Here is an 18,292-nt window from a genome sequence, read left to right as displayed (position 1 = left end):
AAATTTAAATGCTTGGTAACATGCTAAACCCTTGACTTTTGTAACAGTTGATATTACAATCAAACTGAAATCCCATTTAGGAGGAAAACATGAAAGAATTTGATATTATTTCAATCGGTGGAGGTAGTGGAGGAATCGCTACCATGAACCGGGCTGGGGAGCACGGAGCTCGGGCTGCCGTCATTGAAGAAAAACAACTGGGTGGCACCTGTGTCAACAGAGGATGTGTGCCTAAAAAAATTATGTGGTATGGTGCACAAATTGCAGAAGCTATTCGCGATTATGGACCAGACTATGGATTTACTTCTGAACAAACCAGATTTGATTTTGCAACCTTAAGAAAAAATCGCGAAGCCTATATTGACCGTTCCCGTAATTCCTATGATGGCAGTTTTAAACGCAATGGGGTTGAACGAATTGAAGGACGTGCCCGTTTTGTAGATGCTCATACAATTGAGGTAAATGGGGAAACCATTAAGGCCAAGCATATCGTGATTGCGACTGGTGCCCATCCCTTTATTCCTTCTGTTCCTGGAGCTGAATTTGGCGAAACTTCTGATGATGTCTTTGCTTGGGAAGAATTGCCAAGTTCCGTTGCCATTATTGGTGCTGGCTACATCGCAGTGGAACTAGCCGGTGTGCTCCATGCCCTTGGTGTTCAGACCGATCTCTTCGTTCGCGGTGATCGTCCCTTAAGAAAGTTTGATTCCTACATTGTCGATGGCTTAATGGAAGAAATGGAAAAACAAAACCTTCCGCTTCACAAACATAAGGTTCCCATGAAGCTTGAAAAATTAGAAGACGGTCGTGTGAAGATTTATTTTGAGGATATGACCAGCCACGTGGCAGATCATGTTATCTGGGCAACAGGACGAAAACCAAACGTCCAGGATCTCAATCTAGAAGCTGCAGGCGTCACCTTAAATGAAAAAGGATTCATTGCAGTAGATGAATACCAGAATACAGTTATTCCAGGAATCTATGCTCTTGGGGATGTCACAGGAGAAAAAGAATTAACCCCTGTCGCTATTAAAGCTGGACGCACTCTTTCTGAACGACTATTCAATGGAAAAGACAATGCCAAAATGGATTATACAAACATCCCAACCGTTGTCTTTTCTCACCCTGCTATTGGAACCGTTGGCCTAACGGAGGAAGAAGCCCAGCAAACTTATGGTAAAGAGAATATCAAAGTCTATACTTCTCAATTTGCTTCCATGTACACCGCTGTTACCCAACACCGCCAGCAAGCAAAATTCAAACTCATCACTGCCGGTCCCGAAGAAAGGGTCGTTGGCCTTCATGGTCTTGGCTACGGAGTCGATGAAATGATCCAAGGATTTGCAGTTGCTATCAAGATGGGAGCGACAAAAGCCGATTTCGACGCAACCGTCGCCATTCACCCAACCGGATCCGAAGAATTCGTGACAATGAGATAAAACATAAGCTTGAAGTTGTTCCACTTTAAGCTAAAAGGACTATTTAAACAAACAATAGTCCTTTTTCATTTATCTGATTTTAATAAAATCCTTAAAATTTCATAGATAAAATATTTTTATTGTTAAAATCTTACTAATTTGTGATATAATTCACTTTGTAGATGTCTTTTTTGAAAATAGACTAGTGGGGGGTGCACTTTTATTAATGTCGTCTTAAAAGACACCTATAAAAATTTCTCAATTTTGTAAGTTTTTGGCAACAACATACAAATTGATGTAGATAATTGGAGAAAAATGGGAGAAGAAAATGAAAAAAATGAATCTAAGTAGACTTGTCAAAGTCTTCTTTATTGTATTTTTACCATTATTATTCATCGTATTATCGCAATCTGATATGGTAAAAGCTGGCGATGTCAGCAACAATATTAGCTCACTTACTGTTTCATCAGAAGAAATCACAGATGGTGGACAAACAACTGTTAAGTTTACATTTGATGAGCATGCACAAAAGATTCAACCGGGGGATACATTAAAAGTTAATTGGACTAGTTCTGGAACAGTCTTTGGGATAGGATTTAAAAAGACTATTCCATTAAGTATTGACGGAACTTACGTTGGAGACATGGTCATTACAGATGGATCTGCGACAGTTACTTTCAATGAAGCTATCAAAAACCTTCAAAACATTCGCGGTTGGGGTGAGTTTGAGATTGAGGGTCATAACGATACAGCAACCGATAAGGAGCATGTTGGAAAATTCACTATTATTAGTGGAGCTAGAAAAGTAGAATTAAACGTTAAGAAAATAGCTACTGGTGTTAACAGCGCTCCATTCTATCTCAAAGCGGGAGATATGCACGCGAATGATCCTGAACATATTCTTTGGACACTAACCATTAATGCAATGAACTTAGATGTAGATGGTGATGTTCGTGTTGAAGATGACATCCAAGGTGGTCATTCACTTGTAAAAGATAGTTTTAGTATTACTACTACAGGTAACAAACCAGGATATTACGGTGGCTCAACTGCTATCGACGATTTCTTAGCAGCCTTTCCTGGATCAACATTCACAGTTGATGCTGCAGGAAAAATTACAGTTACGATTCCTCAAAGTGAAATTAATAAGACTGGTGTCCTGATCTTTTACCAGACTAAAGTAGAGAATGAAAATCAAAAGAATTTCTTAAACAATACTAAGGTATGGTATCACGTTAAAGGTGAGCAAGCAGTTGTTGCAAAGGAAGTCAATGCATCTGTTGCAAATATTAATGCAAACGGTGGAGTGGATGGCGATATGACATCAACCACTACAACTACTACAACTACTACGACTCAAGAGCCAACTACTACAACCACTACGACTCAAGAGCCAACTACTACAACCACTACGACTCAAGAGCCAACTACTACAACTACTACGACTCAAGAGCCTACAACTACAACTACTACGACTCAAGAGCCTACTACCACAACTACTACGACTCAAGAGCCTACTACCACAACTACTACGACTCAAGAGCCTACAACTACAACTACTACGACTCAAGAGCCTACAACTACAACTACTACGACTCAAGAGCCTACTACCACAACTACTACGACTCAAGAGCCTACTACCACAACTACTACGACTCAAGAGTCGACTACCACAACTACTACGACTCAAGAGTCGACTACCACAACTACTACGACTCAAGAGTCGACTACCACAACTACTACGCCTGAGACTCCTGCTACAACTGTTTCAACAGAAGAGCCTAAGACTACTGTAACTACTACGCCTGAGACTCCTACTACAACTGTTTCAACAGAGGAGCCTAAGACTACTGTAACTACTACGCCTGAGACTCCTCCAACTACAACACCAGAAGAACCAGAAAACCACAATAGTAGTGAGGAAGACACAACAACAACAACTACTACTACTGCAGAGCCTAAGACTTCTTCATCCACAACAGAAAATCCAAATAAACCTAGTCATTCTGGTACCACAACGACACCAAGTGCGCCAGGTTCAAATGGTGGAAACAATGGGGGAGGTCGCAAATCGCTTCTTCCAAACACAGGTGAAGTTGTTGCATCTGGACTCGTCTTCTCTGGAATTCTTGTCTTAGCAGGTGCTGTTGGAATCAAACGGAAATTGACTCGTCAATAATTTATTCATTAAAAATAGTCAATTTTCTAACGAAATAGATTTTCAATGCATCTTAACAAATAGTTCAACTAACAAAGAGAGAAATTTTTAGCTCTCTCTGATAGATAAAAAGAGGCTGGGACAAAAGTCCTAGCCTCTCAATTATTTTTGGATTGTCGAGCAAGACGCAGTGGTTGAGTGGGCTCTACTACGCTGATTTCATCAGCTTTTACAGCCCTACTCAACTGTGCGGAGGTGGGACGACGAAATCGAATTCTAACGAATTACCGATTTCTGTCCCACTCTCTTTTCTTTGTGTAAGCCCTATAAAAATTTGGCTTACACCGTTACGTCTACATCTCAAAAAATTGGCAAAATAATTAATGAAAATTCCTTTTTATTTTTTCTAGATCAGTTTTTTAGATGGAATATCAGATGATAACGAAAATAGTTTCGAAAATACAAAAAGACAAACGTCCAAATGCGACGTCTGTCTTCAAGCTTTTCTCTTTGTTTATGGTAAGATGGCAATGGCACGGACAGGTGAACCAGTTGCCTTGTCCCAGTGAGGGAAAGCAATCGAAATCAAAGCACCTACAGCTGGAACTTGGTCCAATTGGTTCAAAACTTCAACTTGGTAGATATTTTGTTCCAAGAGGTAGTATTCATTGACCAAGCCATGCTCTGCTGCTGGAATACCTGCATCGGTATCAAAGGTTTCATGACCAACAGCCTTGACATGGCGTTCATGAATCAAGAATTCCAAGGCTTCACGGCTCCATCCTGGACTTTGTTGAACCCCATTTTCATCTAGGTTACGCATAGCATCTTGATCTGGCCAACGTTTTGACCAATCACTACGGAAGGCAACAAAAGCACCCTCAACAATTTGTCCATGCTCTGCCTCAAAGTCTAAGATATCTTGTTTACTCAAGATAAAGTTTGGATTGGCAGCAACTTCTTTAGACTTGTCGATAACATAAAGTGGCAAGAGGAGATCTTTGAGGTCAATCTCATCCAACCAACGACCCCCTTCTACAAAGTGAATCGGTGCATCGATATGCGTTCCGTATTGACCAACCACTGTAAATTTTTGAACATGGAAACCATCTTTTAATGTAAAAAGGTCTTCTTGTTGCAAGGCAGGAAGGGCTGGGAAGTGTGGACTTTCCGCATTGATTTGGTGACTCAAGTCCACCCATTTTTTAGCTTGCAATTCTTTATAAATACTTAGTAAATCTGACATGTTTCTTCCTCCTTATTCGCCCCAAACTTCAGCGACAATTTCCTTAATCAAACCGATTTTTTTCCATTGGTCTTCTTCTGTCAAAATGTTTCCTTCTTCTGTCGAAGCAAAGCCACACTGAGTAGACAGGTAAAGATTTTCCAACGGTACATACTGACTTGCTTCTTTAATACGAGCAATCACTTCGTCCTTGTTCTCCAGTTGACCACTCTTAGATGTCAAAAGGCCTAACACCACTCCTTTACCAGGGGTTACTTCTGCAAGTGGTTCAAAACCACCAGCACGATCAGTGTCAAACTCAAGGAAGTAAGCATTGACCGCTTCTTCTCCAAGGAGTTCTTTGGCAATCGGCGCATAACCACCTGATGAAGCCCAAGTGGAATGGAAGTTCCCACGACAAACGTGCGTATTGACAGTTAAACCAGCTGGAACATGTTGGTAGACATCGTTGTTAAAAGTCAAGAAGAGATCAGCGAGTTCTCGGCGAACCTCATCTTTTGACTTGCCTTGGGCTGCTCCCCAAGCCGTCAAGAAATTATCGTCTACCAAGACACCCCACGTACAGTCATCTACTTGAAGGGTCCTAAGTCCAGCGTCATACAAATCTTGAATCACTTGAAGATAGGCTTGCTTGATGTCTTCACGAACAGCCGCAAAATCAGGATAGATGGTATTCAATTGTTCTACATGTTCTGCATCACGGATCAATTCAAAATAGAATTGCGCAGGTGCTGGAATGGTATATTTAGCCTCTACACCATCTACATCTGCTACAAGATCCCGCAAGAACTTGTAATGCTCTACAAATGGATGATTGGCTCCTGTGATTTTTCCAACTACAAGCGCTGAGTCAGCCTTGGTTGTTTCATCATGGAATTGATAGCCTTGGGCAGCTTGGACATGATCAATGCCACCAAAGCCCCAGAAGAAATCCAAATGCCAATAAGCTCGGCGGAATTCTCCATCTGTTACTGACTTCAGACCAGCAGCAATTTCTTTTTCAACGAGGTCACGAATCGCCTGATCTTCTACTTTTGTTAAGTCAGCCTGACTGATTTTTCCAGCTGCGAAATCTTCACGAGCCTGAACCAAAGTAGCTGGACGAAGAAATGAACCAACATGGTCAACGCGATAAGGTGCATGTGCATGTGTCAATATGAATCCCTCTTTCCTATAAGTTTTACATTAATTCATCAATGCAACCATTATAGCAGTCTAACACTTGATAAACAAGGTTTTGGGATAATCTAATATCTTTGATATCCATATAGCTTTAGACTATAACAAAAAAGAAGTCCTTGAAGGACCCCTTTTCTTAATTTTTAAATGCATCGAGCATGACTTGGAACTCTTCGTTCGTGAGTGTAATGCCTTTTCCCATCTTTGTATGGTCGGGACTCCAGGTCCGGATATCATACTTAGCAGGAGCACCATTAAAACTCACACGGTTCAATTCTTTGGTCCAACCCTTGTCATTTTCTGACAAGACCAGCAAATGTTCTTCGATTTGGAATGAAAATTCTGCCATTTCACGACTCCTTTCTTGCCTTCCCATCTCTAATATTCGTAAATCATTTACAAAATCGTTGAAATTATCTATAATATATTGTATCAAGTTATGGAGAATTTAGCTATGAAAAAATTTCTCGAGATCGTTAAAGACCGAGCAAATGAATTTTTCAATGGAAAAGTCAGTACCCCTGCCCCATTAGAAGATGAGAGAATTATTGAAATCATTCAACAAGCATTGCGAAAAAAACAAGGGGTACATGTTATTTTTTCAAACAAGAGTTTTACAGGCGATATTGTCAAATATGACCAAGAACGCCGACAACTGATCGTGAAAAATTTTAAAAAGAGTATGTCCACGATTATTCGGATTTCTGAGATCCAGAAAATTAGTTTAGTCCCCAATAATATTCGCATCGCCCAACAAAAAGGAGAGGTTTAACCCTCTCTTTTTTTGTTATACTCGAACAGTTTTACTTGCTCCATCTTTTGAGTAGAGATTGATTAAACCTTCCTGGCAAGAACGAATCATATCTCCTGGCTTGACTTCTTGTGGAACGGTGATCGTGAGAAGCTCCATCGGATTTGGTGCGCGATCAATCTTCACTCCATCCTTATCATGCAAGTCTTGGATCTGGCATTCAAAATGACGGAAGCCTGGTCCGTAGAATTCCACTTGGTCACCTTCATTGATGACATTCCGTTGGCGAATCGTCGCAGTCATGGTAGATGGATCAAAGTCTACCACTTCTCCTACAAATTTGTATTGAGGAATCTTACGACGTGCCCCAAACAATTGTTCATTTTCAGTCGGTGTTTGGTAGTAGAATCCAGTTGCCAATTCACGTTGAGCAACCTTCCACAATTCATTGATCAAATCATCCTTGATGGCATAAAAGGCTTCTGGACTTTCCATATAAGCATCGCAAGCAGCCTTGTAACAGTTGGCCACTGTTGAAACATAATGGACAGATTTCATCCGGCCTTCAATCTTCAAGCTATCAACTCCATTATCAATCATGTCTGGAATATTTTCGATCATACACATGTCCACGGCTGACATAGAGTATTCTTCTGGGACTTGCCCTTTGATACTCTTGCGTTCTTGGCCAAATGGCATATCGTAGAGATCGTATTTCCAACGGCAAGATTGAGAACAGCCACCACGGTTGGCATCCCGGTCAGACATGTGGTTAGAAAGGGTACAACGTCCGGAATAAGAAATACACATGGCTCCATGAACGAAGGCTTCGATCTCAAGATCGGTACGCTTACGAATCTCAGCTAACTCTTCCATGGATACTTCGCGGGCCAAGACCACACGGGTCAAGCCATATTCTTTCCAGAAATGGAAGGTCTCCACATTAGTCGCAGAAGCTTGCGTAGACAAGTGGATATTGAGGCCAGGTGCATGGGTTGCACAGATTTCAATCAAGGCCGGGTCTGAGACAATCACGGCATCAAGTCCCATATCCCGCAATTCACGGAACCACTCGCCAGCCCCTTGTTCATTTCCTTCATGAGTTACCATGTTTGAAGCGACGTGCACATCCACTCCACGGGCATGAGCATACTCAATTCCTTCACGAAGCTCATCCATGGTGAAGTTTCCGGCACGGCTACGCAAACCATAGGCTTGTCCACCAACGAACACTGCGTCTGCCCCATAATTAACGGCAACTTTTAATTTTTCTAATGTTCCAGCAGGTACCAAAACCTCTGGACGTTTTTTTGTATTTGTCATGTTTTCTCCAATTTACAAGATTGTCGATATAATGAATAGCCTCTTCGTTCCCTGAAAAAGGAAAACTCACAAACGAAGAAGCCCTAGTATTATTTGTTATTTTACACGATCTGGTTCATAATCATAGAAACCAGTATCTAAACCACGATTAGCTGGATGTAATTTGCGGATTTCTTCATCAAACAGATAGGCTTGATCCTGTGTAAATGTTCCTTTTTGAATCAAATCACGGGCCTTGATAAAGTACTCTGTAATCTTGACAAAGTTTTCACCCGGACAGTAGACACCATCGAGTTTCCAATGATCAAAGCCATGTTCTACCAACTCGGACAATTTGGTCATCATATTCAAGTCATTATTTGAAAAGATATGGGTTCCATGTTTGTCTTCGTAGACCGAATAATGAGAATTGGGATCTCCTGGTTCTGCTAAGAACAGATCGCGATCTTTGGTCACAGAGTCCTCTGTCTTGATGAAGTTGTAATAATTCTGAAGAAGAGGTCGTTTTGAATGGTGAATAATGCTAGCACCATAGACCAAGACTTCTGCTGGAATCTGAAGATTCTCAGCCATTACGAATAATTCGGCAGATGGAATCTCACGAGCCAAAACAGCTTCAGAAGCTCCTGCTTGTTTTCCCCAGAAGTTGATCTGGCGGCTAGAAGTGACCATGGTTGAGGCATCGTAAATCGTTTTGAATGGATAGCCATCTCGTTTCAAGACATAAAAAACGCCCGCATCTCCGACAGTAATATAATCAGCCTGAATTTCTTTCAAAAAGTCTAAGAAAGGCTTGATTGAATCCATCATCGATTGGTGCATGAGTGCATTTACAGCTACTGTCAATTCTTTGCCAGCAGCATGGACTAGTTGGGCAATTCGATTTATTTCGTCATAGCTTAAAGTTTGAGGCAATCGTAATCCGTAATCTTTTTCACCGACATAGATTCGGTCAACCCCTGCATCAATCAGGGCTTGCGCTTGCTCAACACTCTCTGCTGTTGCTGTAATAATAATATTTTTCATAGAACCATTATAACAAAAATTCCGATATTCTAGAAAAATTTATTCATTTTGTAAAATTTGTAACATTTTTGTAACATTTATATAGCTGAATTCATGATAGAATAATAGAGTACTGTTAGGAGAGAGAAAATGCCCGTAAGAAATTTAAGACACTATGATGAAAAATTCGATTATATCGAATTAACTAAACAAACCCAAGAATCCCCTGTTCAGGACTATGCTCCTGAAGTTGAACCCGCGCCTCAATTAAGTGAATTGCTATATTTTTTGAATATCGCTATTTTCTGTGTGTTGACAGTTGTATTTAGTTTTATCTTTTTAGCAACGAAAATGAATGCCTTCTTTGCGTTTGCCCTAGCGATTGGTTCTAGCTTTGCTAGTATTCAAGGATTCCGAATTTACTACAATAAACGAAAAAAATAAAAATCAGTTTCGCCTGATTTTTTTATTTTACTCGAATTTTTTTAATTCCTAAGTTGTCAGATTAAGTTAGACTTTTCATGTAACTCAGAAAAACTTGGTATAGTATTTAATAATTCAAAGACTTCCTAGAAATTCTATAAGAATAAAAACTTTTTATGAGTTAAAGTTATTCAATCATCTACTGAAACTTTCCGCCGTGAGAAAAGTGCCTGAAACATAATTGTTTCAGGCACTCGGGAGTTTTGAAAGTAAAACAGTTCAGGGAACTTTTTTAGCCTGAGCCTAAAAATCAAAAAGCGAAGGGGCTCAAAACTAATTGAACACGGGCTGCGGATTGTGTCAAAAAGATAAGTTTTCCTAGAATCAAAAGTTTCTGCGTCAAACTTCCTATTTTGACTTTATCCGCGAACGCCCTTTGTATCTTTGATAAGTCATGGAACTTCCTGGATTGCTGAAATCATCCACTGGATGATTTAACCTAACGTCCGTAATCACTTAAGGAAAGTTTCTAAGATGATTTTGTCTTCAATCTGAAAAGAGGCTCAGTGAGCCTCTTTTTTATGCTTCTTTTGTATCTTCTTCAGCTGCTTCTTCAGAATCTTTTTCATCCAAGTCTAACACGATGTCTTCTGATTCTGTTTGTTTGCGAATGGACTGAACCAAGTCATTGCCACTTAGATTTTCTTTTTGAAGTTTATCCTTAAATGAGTGATAGACTTCTTGAGATTTTTCAACCACATCTTGCGTCTTTTCTTTGACAGACTCCAAAACAGTTCCTGTCGTAATTTCTCCAGAACCAACTTTTTCTTTGGTTTGTTGGATCACTTCTGCTGCCTGTTTTGAAACATCCTTAGCCGTTTGTTTCACCGATTCATGTACTTCTTGAGGATCTTCTTGATAATCTTTTACGAAGCGCACCACTTTTTTAGTGACTTTCTTTCCTTGCTCTGTTGATAAATAGTAGGCTGCTGAAGCACCTGAAATCACACCAATTAATAAACTAGATAAACGTCCCATATTCTTCCTCGATTCTATTTAAATAATTTTGAAGCCATCTTAATCGCTTTTAATCCGATAGAGGCTTTCACTGTTTTTTCACCAGCTGACACCGCTTTGACACTCAATTGACGGGCTTGATCATTCAAATCTGAAACAGACTCTGAAAGATCCGCTACGGCTGTAAAGAGTGGGTCAATCGTTGCAACTTTTTGATTCAAATCATCCGTTAAAACATTGACTTTTGCCAATAGATCATTGGTTTGATGCAAGGTGACATTGACATCTGATGTCAAAACTTGGATAGCTTTTTGCGTCTCATCTACAACTTTTCCAATCTTTGAGAGGAAAAAAATCATATAAATGACAAGCGCTACTAAGGCAAGGCCTAAGAGGCCGTAGGCAATTTCAATAAACATATATTACTCCTTTGCTTCTACATAATAAGGGGCTTTTTTGCGACGTTGGTAGATGATGATGGCGAGTCCAACTAGAATCAGGATCATCGACAACCACTGGGAAACACGTAAGCCCGCAAACATCAGGCTATCTGTCCGCATTCCTTCGATGATCATCCGACCAAAACCATACCAGATAAGGTAAAAGGCTGTGATCTCACCTTGTCGCAAAAATTGGGGCTTCCTACGAAGAATCAAGATCAAGAGAAATCCTAGCAGATTCCAACTGGATTCATATAAGAAGGTTGGCTGACGGTAACTACCATCTATATACATTTGGTCTCGAATAAAAGAGGGCAGGTAGTTGAGGCTTTTAACAGCAGCTCCATAAGCTTCCTGGTTAAAGAAGTTTCCCCAGCGACCAATACTCTGTGCAATCATGACGCTTGGAGCCGCAATATCTAAGAAATCAATTGGCTCAATCAAGCGTCTACGAGAGAATAGATAGAGGACAAGGGCACCTGTCAAGAGGCCACCATAAATCGCGATTCCTCCGTTCCAGATGGCGAAAATCTCACCAAGATGCTGGCTATAATAGCCCCATTCGAAAATAACGTAATAGAGTCTGGCACCCACAATCGCAAGCGGAAAGGCGATCAAAATGAAATCAATGATATCATCTGGATCAATTTTTTTACGGGGCGCTTCTTTCATGGAAAGATAAACGGCTAGTATCAAGCCAGAGACAATACAAATTGCATACCAACGAATACTGATCGGACCTAATTGAAGGGCTACTGGATTCATTCCTTCACCTCATTTTGACTAATCAACTGGGACAAACGTTCTTCAAAAGTTTTGGTAGCATCATAGCCCATTTCTTTGGCCCGAACATTCATCGCTGCGGCTTCGATCACGACCGAAATGTTCCGACCAGTCTTCACAGGGATGCGAATCCGAGGAATGGTCACGCCACCGATTTCCAACTCTTCTGCATTATTACCAAGACGATCATAAACTTGATCCTTAGCATAATTTTCCAAGTAAACGGCGATTTGGACTTGTGAAGAATCCTTCACAGCACTCGCACCGTAGAGACTCATGACATCGATAATCCCGACACCACGGATCTCTAGTAAGTGGCGTAGGATTTCAGCTGGCTCTCCCCAAAGGGTCATCTCGTCTCTCGCATAGATATCGACTCGGTCATCTGCTACGAGGCGGTGCCCCCGCTTGACAAGTTCCAGACCTGTCTCGCTTTTTCCGATTCCGCTATCTCCTTGTATTAAGACACCCATCCCATAAATATCCATCAAGACACCGTGTACACTCGTACGTTCTGCCAGCCGACTATCCAAATAGCTAGAAAGCTCTCCAGATAAACGACTGGTCGCAACATTGCTCTTCAAAATGGCTAGTTGCTTCTCTTCAGCAGCTCGCAACATTTCTTCTGGAATTTCTAAATTCCTCGCAACAATGATGACAGGTGTCTCTGGCTGGAACATCTTGCGCAGGACCTGATGACGGTTGTGAGAGCTCATCTTTACCAGGTAGGACCATTCTTTCATTCCTACAAGCTGAATCCGCTCAGGTGTGTAATAGTCGAAATAGCCCGTCATTTCAAGACCTGGACGTGAAATGTCCGCAGTCGTAATTTCCTTGCTTAAGAGGTTATCATCCCCATAAACAACCGATAGACGAAGCTTTTCCTGTAGATCGCGAACAGTAACTGCCATATCATTCTCCCTTTTCAAATTCTCTCTCTATTATAGCAGATTTTCTCTTCAGACGAGAGACTGAAGTGTCATTTGAAAGATCCATTTTCAACTCCTTTTTAAGGCAAGCAAAAAGAGGCCAAGACAAAGGTCTCCAACCTCTAGGAAATGATGGGAACATATGAAGAATGCTCTAGCCTTGGCCTTGCAAGAAATCTTTGATCATAGATTTGATTCCGGTAGAGACTGCATAGACCACCGCATTTGAAGGAAATGCGATCAAGCCGAGCATAAAAGCGGTAGGTCCTCCACCCAATAAGGAGAAAACCAGAAACAAAACTGGAAGAAATAAAATCGAAAACCGATAAATTTGTGGTTTTCTAGCCATTTCTGTTGGCAGAAACAAGAGGTAGAAGAGACTATTCCAAATGCCCAGTGGAAAAAGGAGCATTCCGATCAAAACTGTTCCAACTCCTTCACCAAAAAAACGATTTAAAATGAAAAACTGTCCTATAAAACTGAAGAAGAGATATAGAATAAAAGCAAGGGAATAGAACTTCTGCTTCACTCAAATCTCCTTTTAGAAAAATGGACTATCATTCTGATCATGAATGGGTTCAGCCTCTTTTCTTCGACGAGGTCGAGGGCCATAGTCAAACATTTCCTGCTCCTCCTCGTCCTTATAAGGCAAGGTCGTATCTAACAGCAAGTAGATAATCACACCGATAAAGGCATGAGAGACCGTAAAAAGAATAAACAAGAAGCGTAGGAGAGTTACACTAAGACCAAATTTATCAGCTAAGCCAGCTAGCACACCTGAAACCAGGCGATGTCGTTTTAATTTGTAAAATGATGATGTCATTTGATTTTCCTCTTTCTAGTTAGACCTATTTTAGCAGAGTCGAACTGGAAAGAGATCCGCCTAAAGACCGATTCTTACTCTTGTCTCATTTCAAGAAATTGCAGGCGGCTGCGACAACGACCGCAGGCATATTTCTTCAGATCGATTTTTCGCTTTCGTCTATACTCTTGGCCACAATGGGGACATTGATAGAGATAGATCCTCTTGACTCGCCCAGTCTTTTCTGGTAGAGGTGGTGTGAAACGAAGACCGTCCACTTGCTGGAGGAGTTGCTTAAAGGCTAGATCTTTGTGGCGAAAGCCTTTACCTTGATCGTAAAGATGGTAATGGCAGAGCTCGTGGCGGACAATTTTGCGAAAGACCTCTAACCCAAAAGCTTGGTATATTTTCGGGTTGAAATCAAGGTGTCGATCCTTGGGAAAGAAACGACCCCCAGTGGTTTGAAGACGTGAATTCCACTCTGCTCGATGACGGAATTCTCTCCCAAAATCTTCTAGGGATACTTGGCGCACATACTCAGTCAGATTCATTCGGAGCTACCAAACTGAGATTAACTTTTTCGCGTTCCACATCAATCTTCTTCACCCAGACGGTTACCAAATCACCTACTGAGACGACCTGGCTTGGATGCTTGATAAACTGTTTGCTCATATGGGAGATATGAATCAAGCCATCTTCGTGAATACCAATATCGACAAAGGCTCCAAAGTCAATCACATTGCGCACAACCCCTTCTAATTTTTGGCCTATATGGAGGTCTTTAATATCCAAGACATCCTGACGGAGTACGGGTGCATCAAAGGAATCCCGCAAATCGCGACCTGGTTTTAGGAGATCGGCAATGATATCTTTCAGGGTTTCTGGTCCCAGATCCAGCTGAGTAGACATCTCCTTTATGTTCACAGCTTTTAATTTTTCCTGAGCGGATGCATCGAGTTCGGTAATTTCAAGAAGTTGAAAAAGTTTTTCAACTTCTTTGTAACTTTCAGGGTGAACCCCGGTATTGTCCAAGATATTTTTACTTTCAGGAATGCGTAAGAATCCAGCAGCTTGCTCGAAAGCCTTGGCGCCGAGACGAGGGACTTTTTTAATCTGTGCTCGTGAAAGAATCATTCCTTCTTCTTCCCGGTATTTCACAATATTTTCAGAGATGGTTTTATTGAGTCCTGCTACATGGGCTAAGAGAGAGGGACTAGCCGTATTGATATTGACCCCAACTTGGTTGACGACAGTATCTACCACGAAATCCAAGCTTTCTGTCAGTTTTTTCTGATTGACATCGTGTTGGTATTGACCGACACCGATGGATTTGGCATCGATTTTCACCAATTCTGCTAGAGGATCTTGCAAGCGACGGGCAATGGAGATGGCCGATCGTTTTTCAACGGTTAGCTCTGGGAACTCATGACGGGCCAATTCACTAGCTGAGTAGACAGAGGCTCCGCTTTCATTGACAATAACATAGCGAACTCCTGGATGGTCATGAAGCACCTCTGCGACAAAAGCCTCACTTTCACGGCTAGCTGTTCCATTCCCAATCGCAATAATTTCTACTCCAAACTCCTTGATCAAGGAGGACAGATCCTTTTTAGCCTGCTCGATCTGAGCTGGTTTTGCAGGTGCAACTGGATAGATGACCTGGGTAGCGAGCATCTTTCCTGTCTCATCGACAACAGCTAGTTTAGCACCGGTCCGAAAGGCTGGGTCAAATCCAAGGACCACGCGCCCTTTTAATGGAGGAATGAGCAATAGATTCCGTAGATTTTCAGAGAACAATTGAATGGCCCCGTCTTCTGCCACCTCCGTCAACTCTGTCCGAATCCGACGTTCAACCGCAGGTACGATTTTTTTCTTAACCGCCTGCTGAATAACCTCATCCACATAGGCATTTTTCGTTTTAAAACGAGCCTCAAAAATACGAATGATCCGATCCAGTTGATGCTCGAATCCAACTTTGAGAACGCCCAATTTTTCCCCACGATTGAGCGCCAGGGTCCGGTAGCCTTGCATACTCTTGATCTTCTCAGAAAAATCATAATAGATTTCAAAGGTTCTCTTAGGATCTAAGCTTTCATCCTTCAAAGTTGACGTCATGAGGGAATGCCCATGAATTTCTTGATAGGTGAGGGCCCGTAATTGGGTATCCTCTGAAATAGCCTCTACCAGAATATCCACTGCACCAGCTAAAGCCGCAGTTTCAGTTGGGAAGGCCTCACAGGTAAATTTCTGAGCCTCTGCTTCCAAGTCTGGACTATTTTGCAAAATGAGACGTGCCAAGGGGAAAAGTCCTGCTTCTCGGGCAATCGTCGCCTTGGTCCGCCGTTTTTCCTTATAAGGGAGATAGAGCTCTTCGACATCCGCTAATTTTTCAGCAACTTCAATAGCCTGCTTGAGCGCCTCTGTCAGTTTACCTTGTTCCTCAATCTTAGCAAGGACGGTTTCCTTTCGTTCAGCCAGAGCCGTTAACGATTTGTCCCGGTCAATAATGGCCTTGATCGCTACTTCATCTAAATTTCCCGTCATATCTTTTCGATAGCGGGCAATGAAAGGAATGGTTGAGCCTTCTGCGGTCAGACTCAATACGGTATCGATTTGTTTTAAGCTAACACCCAATTCTTGGGCTATTTTTTCATATTTATCCATAGCTTCTATTATAGCATATTTTGCTGCCATCAAGGGGTGAGATCGCCTGTTCTGGTCTCTGTTTCAGGGATTTTTCATAGAATAATTTTGACCCTATGGATCTTTCCTTTTATGCTCCATTTCCCCCTTGCTCTTTCCTTTTTGTTATAATGAAAGAAAATAAAAAGGAGGCCCAACAATGGCTATTAAATTCTCAAAAACAGATGATCTTGATAAAATGTTTGAAAACTTTGCAAGTTTTCCAGATGTAGAAAAAACAGTCGAATTCCCCGAAGAAAAAAAGAAGGCAGAAACTGCTACAACTAAAGAAGCAAAGAAGGTTAAGTAATGACATTCTTTCAACACCTTCCCTCTAGCGTCTTGCAGGCTGGGGCTATTTTTCTCTCGATTATTATCGAGGCCCTACCGTTTGTCCTAATCGGAAGTATCATTTCAGGGATTATTGAGGTCTATATCACCCCCGAGAGGGTCTACCGCTTTCTTCCCAAAAATAAATTTGGGCGGATCTTCTTTGGGACTTTTATCGGCTTTATCTTTCCTTCCTGTGAATGTGGAATTGTTCCCATTATCAATCGCTTTCTAGAAAAGAAAGTCCCAAGTTATACTGCTGTTCCCTTTCTGGTGACAGCACCGGTCATCAATCCCATCGTTCTCTTTGCGACCTACTCAGCCTTTGGGAATTCTGTTAAGATGGCCCTCTACCGCGCCCTTGGTTCCTTGCTTGTCGCAACAGTACTAGGGATCTTCCTTGGCTTTATTCAGACAGATTCGATCCAAAAAGAACATCGCAAACCTGTGCATGAACATGATTTTAGGGACTTGAGCAAAGGCCAAAAGCTCTTTCAAGTCTTGGTGCAAGCCATTGATGAATTCTTTGATACAGGACGTTACCTGGTATTTGGTTGTCTCTTTGCCAGCCTCGTCCAAGTCTATGTCCCAACACGGATCCTTACCTCGATCAGTGCGACACCGGTTATTGCTATTCTCCTCCTTATGGTCTTGTCCTTCCTCCTCTCACTTTGTAGCGAGGCGGACGCCTTTATCGGCTCTTCTCTTTTGAGTAGTTTTGGAGTAGCGCCTGTGCTTGCCTTTCTGGTGATTGGGCCTATGCTTGATGTCAAAAATCTCCTCATGATGAAAAATTATCTCAAAACCCGTTTTATCTGGCAATTTATCGGGATTGTGAGTGGAGTTGTGCTCCTTTATGCTTGGTTTGTGGGGGTAGTGCTATGATTCGTTTCTTGATATTAGCTGGCTATTTTGAGCTCACTATGTACCTGCAATTATCTGGTAAGCTCAATCAATACATCAACTTACACTATTCTTACTTGGCTTATATTTCCATGTTCTTGTCCTTTGTTTTAGCTCTTGTGCAGCTGATCATCTGGGTCAAGCAGATGAAGATCCACAGTCATCTCTCTAGCTTCTGGGCAAAAGTGGCGAGTATTTTCTTGCTCTGTATTCCTTTATTTGTCGGGCTATTTTTCCCTACAGTGACACTGGATTCCCAAACAGTCTCTGCCAAAGGCTACCACTTCCCGGTTGCTGCTGGTTCTTCCAAGGAAATCCAGCAGGACGAAGGAACAACTACCCAGTATCTCAAACCAGATACTAGTAGCTATTTTACCAAGTCAGCCTATGAGTCAGAAATGAAGCAGGCGGCAAAGAAATATGTTGATAAAAAAGTGATCCAGGTGACCACTGAGAATTACATGGAAGTCATGGAGGTCATTTATGATTATCCAGATCAATTTGCGGGGAAAACCATCGAGTTGACCGGTTTTGTATACAATGACCCCAATAACAAGGACAGCCAATTCCTCTTTCGCTTTGGGATCATCCACTGTATCGCAGATTCCGGCGTCTACGGTCTCTTAACGACGGGGGCTCCGCAGCATTTCGAAAACAATACCTGGATCCATGCTAAAGGAACCTTGTCCATTGAATACCACAAGCAGCTCAAACAAAGCTTGCCTGTCCTCCACATTAGCGATTGTAAGACCATTACAAAACCGGATAATCCTTATGTCTACCGCGTATTCTGATGGATTCACCAAGTTTCTTCGGTGGTCGATCCAAACATTTTATAACAGCTCAAGCTAGAATCCACATTGGTTCTAGCTTTTTCTATGCTTTCCTCTCAAATCCTCTAAT

The 18,292-nt window shown here is 41.6% G+C and carries 20 protein-coding genes; 7 read left to right on the top strand and 13 right to left on the bottom strand.

The window, feature by feature from the left end; all coding sequences use genetic code 11:
- The first annotated feature begins 89 nt into the window (after positions 1-89).
- A complete protein-coding gene (gene gorA, locus O3646_RS00740; protein ID WP_347112933.1) occupies positions 90-1,439 on the top strand; it encodes a glutathione-disulfide reductase in 1,350 nt (449 codons plus the stop codon).
- Positions 1,440-1,746: 307 nt separating this feature from the next.
- Positions 1,747-3,597: an LPXTG cell wall anchor domain-containing protein gene (locus O3646_RS00735; protein WP_371610372.1), complete on the top strand. Its 1,851-nt coding sequence runs from the start codon at positions 1,747-1,749 to the stop codon at positions 3,595-3,597.
- Between the two features lie 493 nt (positions 3,598-4,090).
- Here the strand turns inward: O3646_RS00735 and O3646_RS00730 are convergent, their stop codons facing one another.
- The 3 genes from O3646_RS00730 to O3646_RS00720 all read right to left on the bottom strand — a co-directional run bounded on the left by O3646_RS00730 (position 4,091) and on the right by O3646_RS00720 (position 6,350).
- Positions 4,091-4,822: a cyclase family protein gene (locus O3646_RS00730; protein ID WP_013903883.1), complete on the bottom strand. Its 732-nt coding sequence runs from the start codon at positions 4,820-4,822 to the stop codon at positions 4,091-4,093.
- Positions 4,823-4,834: 12 nt separating this feature from the next.
- Entirely contained in the window at positions 4,835-5,977 is a 1,143-nt protein-coding gene (locus tag O3646_RS00725) for a 5-methyltetrahydropteroyltriglutamate--homocysteine S-methyltransferase (RefSeq protein WP_049482785.1), read from the bottom strand.
- Between the two features lie 160 nt (positions 5,978-6,137).
- The gene (locus tag O3646_RS00720) at positions 6,138-6,350 is read right to left on the bottom strand and encodes a YdbC family protein (protein ID WP_003002541.1); all 213 of its coding nucleotides are present in this window, start codon (positions 6,348-6,350) and stop codon (positions 6,138-6,140) included.
- Positions 6,351-6,440: 90 nt separating this feature from the next.
- On the opposite strand from O3646_RS00720, the gene O3646_RS00715 reads away from it, so the two are divergent.
- The gene (locus O3646_RS00715) at positions 6,441-6,773 is read left to right on the top strand and encodes a hypothetical protein (RefSeq protein WP_013903885.1); all 333 of its coding nucleotides are present in this window, start codon (positions 6,441-6,443) and stop codon (positions 6,771-6,773) included.
- 15 nt (positions 6,774-6,788) lie between these two features.
- Here the strand turns inward: O3646_RS00715 and O3646_RS00710 are convergent, their stop codons facing one another.
- Both O3646_RS00710 and O3646_RS00705 read right to left on the bottom strand, forming a co-directional pair.
- Positions 6,789-8,075: a U32 family peptidase gene (locus O3646_RS00710; protein WP_347112501.1), complete on the bottom strand. Its 1,287-nt coding sequence runs from the start codon at positions 8,073-8,075 to the stop codon at positions 6,789-6,791.
- Positions 8,076-8,171: 96 nt separating this feature from the next.
- Complete coding sequence (locus tag O3646_RS00705) at positions 8,172-9,101, bottom strand: peptidase U32 family protein (protein ID WP_156672465.1); 930 nt, start codon at positions 9,099-9,101, stop codon at positions 8,172-8,174.
- A gap of 129 nt (positions 9,102-9,230) precedes the next feature.
- Between O3646_RS00705 and O3646_RS00700 the strand changes: the two genes are divergently transcribed.
- Complete coding sequence (locus O3646_RS00700; RefSeq protein ID WP_371610371.1) at positions 9,231-9,524, top strand: DUF3270 family protein; 294 nt, start codon at positions 9,231-9,233, stop codon at positions 9,522-9,524.
- A 558-nt stretch (positions 9,525-10,082) separates the two neighbouring features.
- Here the strand turns inward: O3646_RS00700 and O3646_RS00695 are convergent.
- From O3646_RS00695 to O3646_RS00660, 8 genes are all read right to left on the bottom strand, one after another.
- Positions 10,083-10,541, bottom strand: coding sequence for a YtxH domain-containing protein (locus O3646_RS00695; protein WP_049490959.1), 459 nt, complete (start codon positions 10,539-10,541; stop codon positions 10,083-10,085).
- A 14-nt stretch (positions 10,542-10,555) separates the two neighbouring features.
- Positions 10,556-10,939: a DUF948 domain-containing protein gene (locus tag O3646_RS00690; protein ID WP_371610370.1), complete on the bottom strand. Its 384-nt coding sequence runs from the start codon at positions 10,937-10,939 to the stop codon at positions 10,556-10,558.
- Positions 10,940-10,942: 3 nt separating this feature from the next.
- Positions 10,943-11,725 carry a prolipoprotein diacylglyceryl transferase gene (lgt, locus tag O3646_RS00685; protein WP_049482776.1) on the bottom strand — a complete coding sequence of 261 codons (783 nt, stop codon included), beginning with the start codon at positions 11,723-11,725 and terminating at the stop codon, positions 10,943-10,945.
- Entirely contained in the window at positions 11,722-12,654 is a 933-nt protein-coding gene (gene hprK / locus O3646_RS00680; RefSeq protein ID WP_070661835.1) for an HPr(Ser) kinase/phosphatase, read from the bottom strand. The genes lgt and hprK overlap by 4 nt, the downstream gene beginning before the upstream one ends.
- A gap of 172 nt (positions 12,655-12,826) precedes the next feature.
- The gene (locus O3646_RS00675; protein WP_371610369.1) at positions 12,827-13,201 is read right to left on the bottom strand and encodes a hypothetical protein; all 375 of its coding nucleotides are present in this window, start codon (positions 13,199-13,201) and stop codon (positions 12,827-12,829) included.
- A 12-nt stretch (positions 13,202-13,213) separates the two neighbouring features.
- Complete coding sequence (locus O3646_RS00670; protein WP_003005023.1) at positions 13,214-13,495, bottom strand: PspC domain-containing protein; 282 nt, start codon at positions 13,493-13,495, stop codon at positions 13,214-13,216.
- 74 nt (positions 13,496-13,569) lie between these two features.
- Complete coding sequence (locus O3646_RS00665; RefSeq protein ID WP_368397868.1) at positions 13,570-14,025, bottom strand: SprT family protein; 456 nt, start codon at positions 14,023-14,025, stop codon at positions 13,570-13,572.
- Positions 14,012-16,168 (bottom strand): Tex family protein, encoded by a 2,157-nt coding sequence (locus tag O3646_RS00660; RefSeq protein ID WP_371610368.1) that lies wholly within the window; start codon positions 16,166-16,168, stop codon positions 14,012-14,014. The genes O3646_RS00665 and O3646_RS00660 overlap by 14 nt, the downstream gene beginning before the upstream one ends.
- Positions 16,169-16,316: 148 nt before the next feature.
- Between O3646_RS00660 and O3646_RS00655 the strand changes: the two genes are divergently transcribed.
- From O3646_RS00655 to O3646_RS00645, 3 genes are read left to right on the top strand one after another with little or no spacing between them, the layout of a single operon-like run.
- Entirely contained in the window at positions 16,317-16,466 is a 150-nt protein-coding gene (locus tag O3646_RS00655) for an SPJ_0845 family protein (RefSeq protein ID WP_003008123.1), read from the top strand.
- Entirely contained in the window at positions 16,466-17,371 is a 906-nt protein-coding gene (locus O3646_RS00650; RefSeq protein ID WP_045759689.1) for a permease, read from the top strand. Before O3646_RS00655 ends, O3646_RS00650 begins: the two co-directional genes overlap by 1 nt.
- Positions 17,368-18,183, top strand: a complete 816-nt coding sequence (locus O3646_RS00645; RefSeq protein WP_195623457.1) for a TIGR03943 family protein — start codon at positions 17,368-17,370, stop codon at positions 18,181-18,183. Before O3646_RS00650 ends, O3646_RS00645 begins: the two co-directional genes overlap by 4 nt.
- Positions 18,184-18,292: the final 109 nt, after the last annotated feature.

Source organism: Streptococcus sp. 27098_8_148, from assembly GCF_041432105.1.
GTDB classification, from domain to species: Bacteria; Bacillota; Bacilli; order Lactobacillales; family Streptococcaceae; genus Streptococcus; species Streptococcus parasanguinis_AE.
Note: the sequence above shows the minus strand (reverse complement) of the source record. Positions and strands in the feature narration are given on the sequence as shown.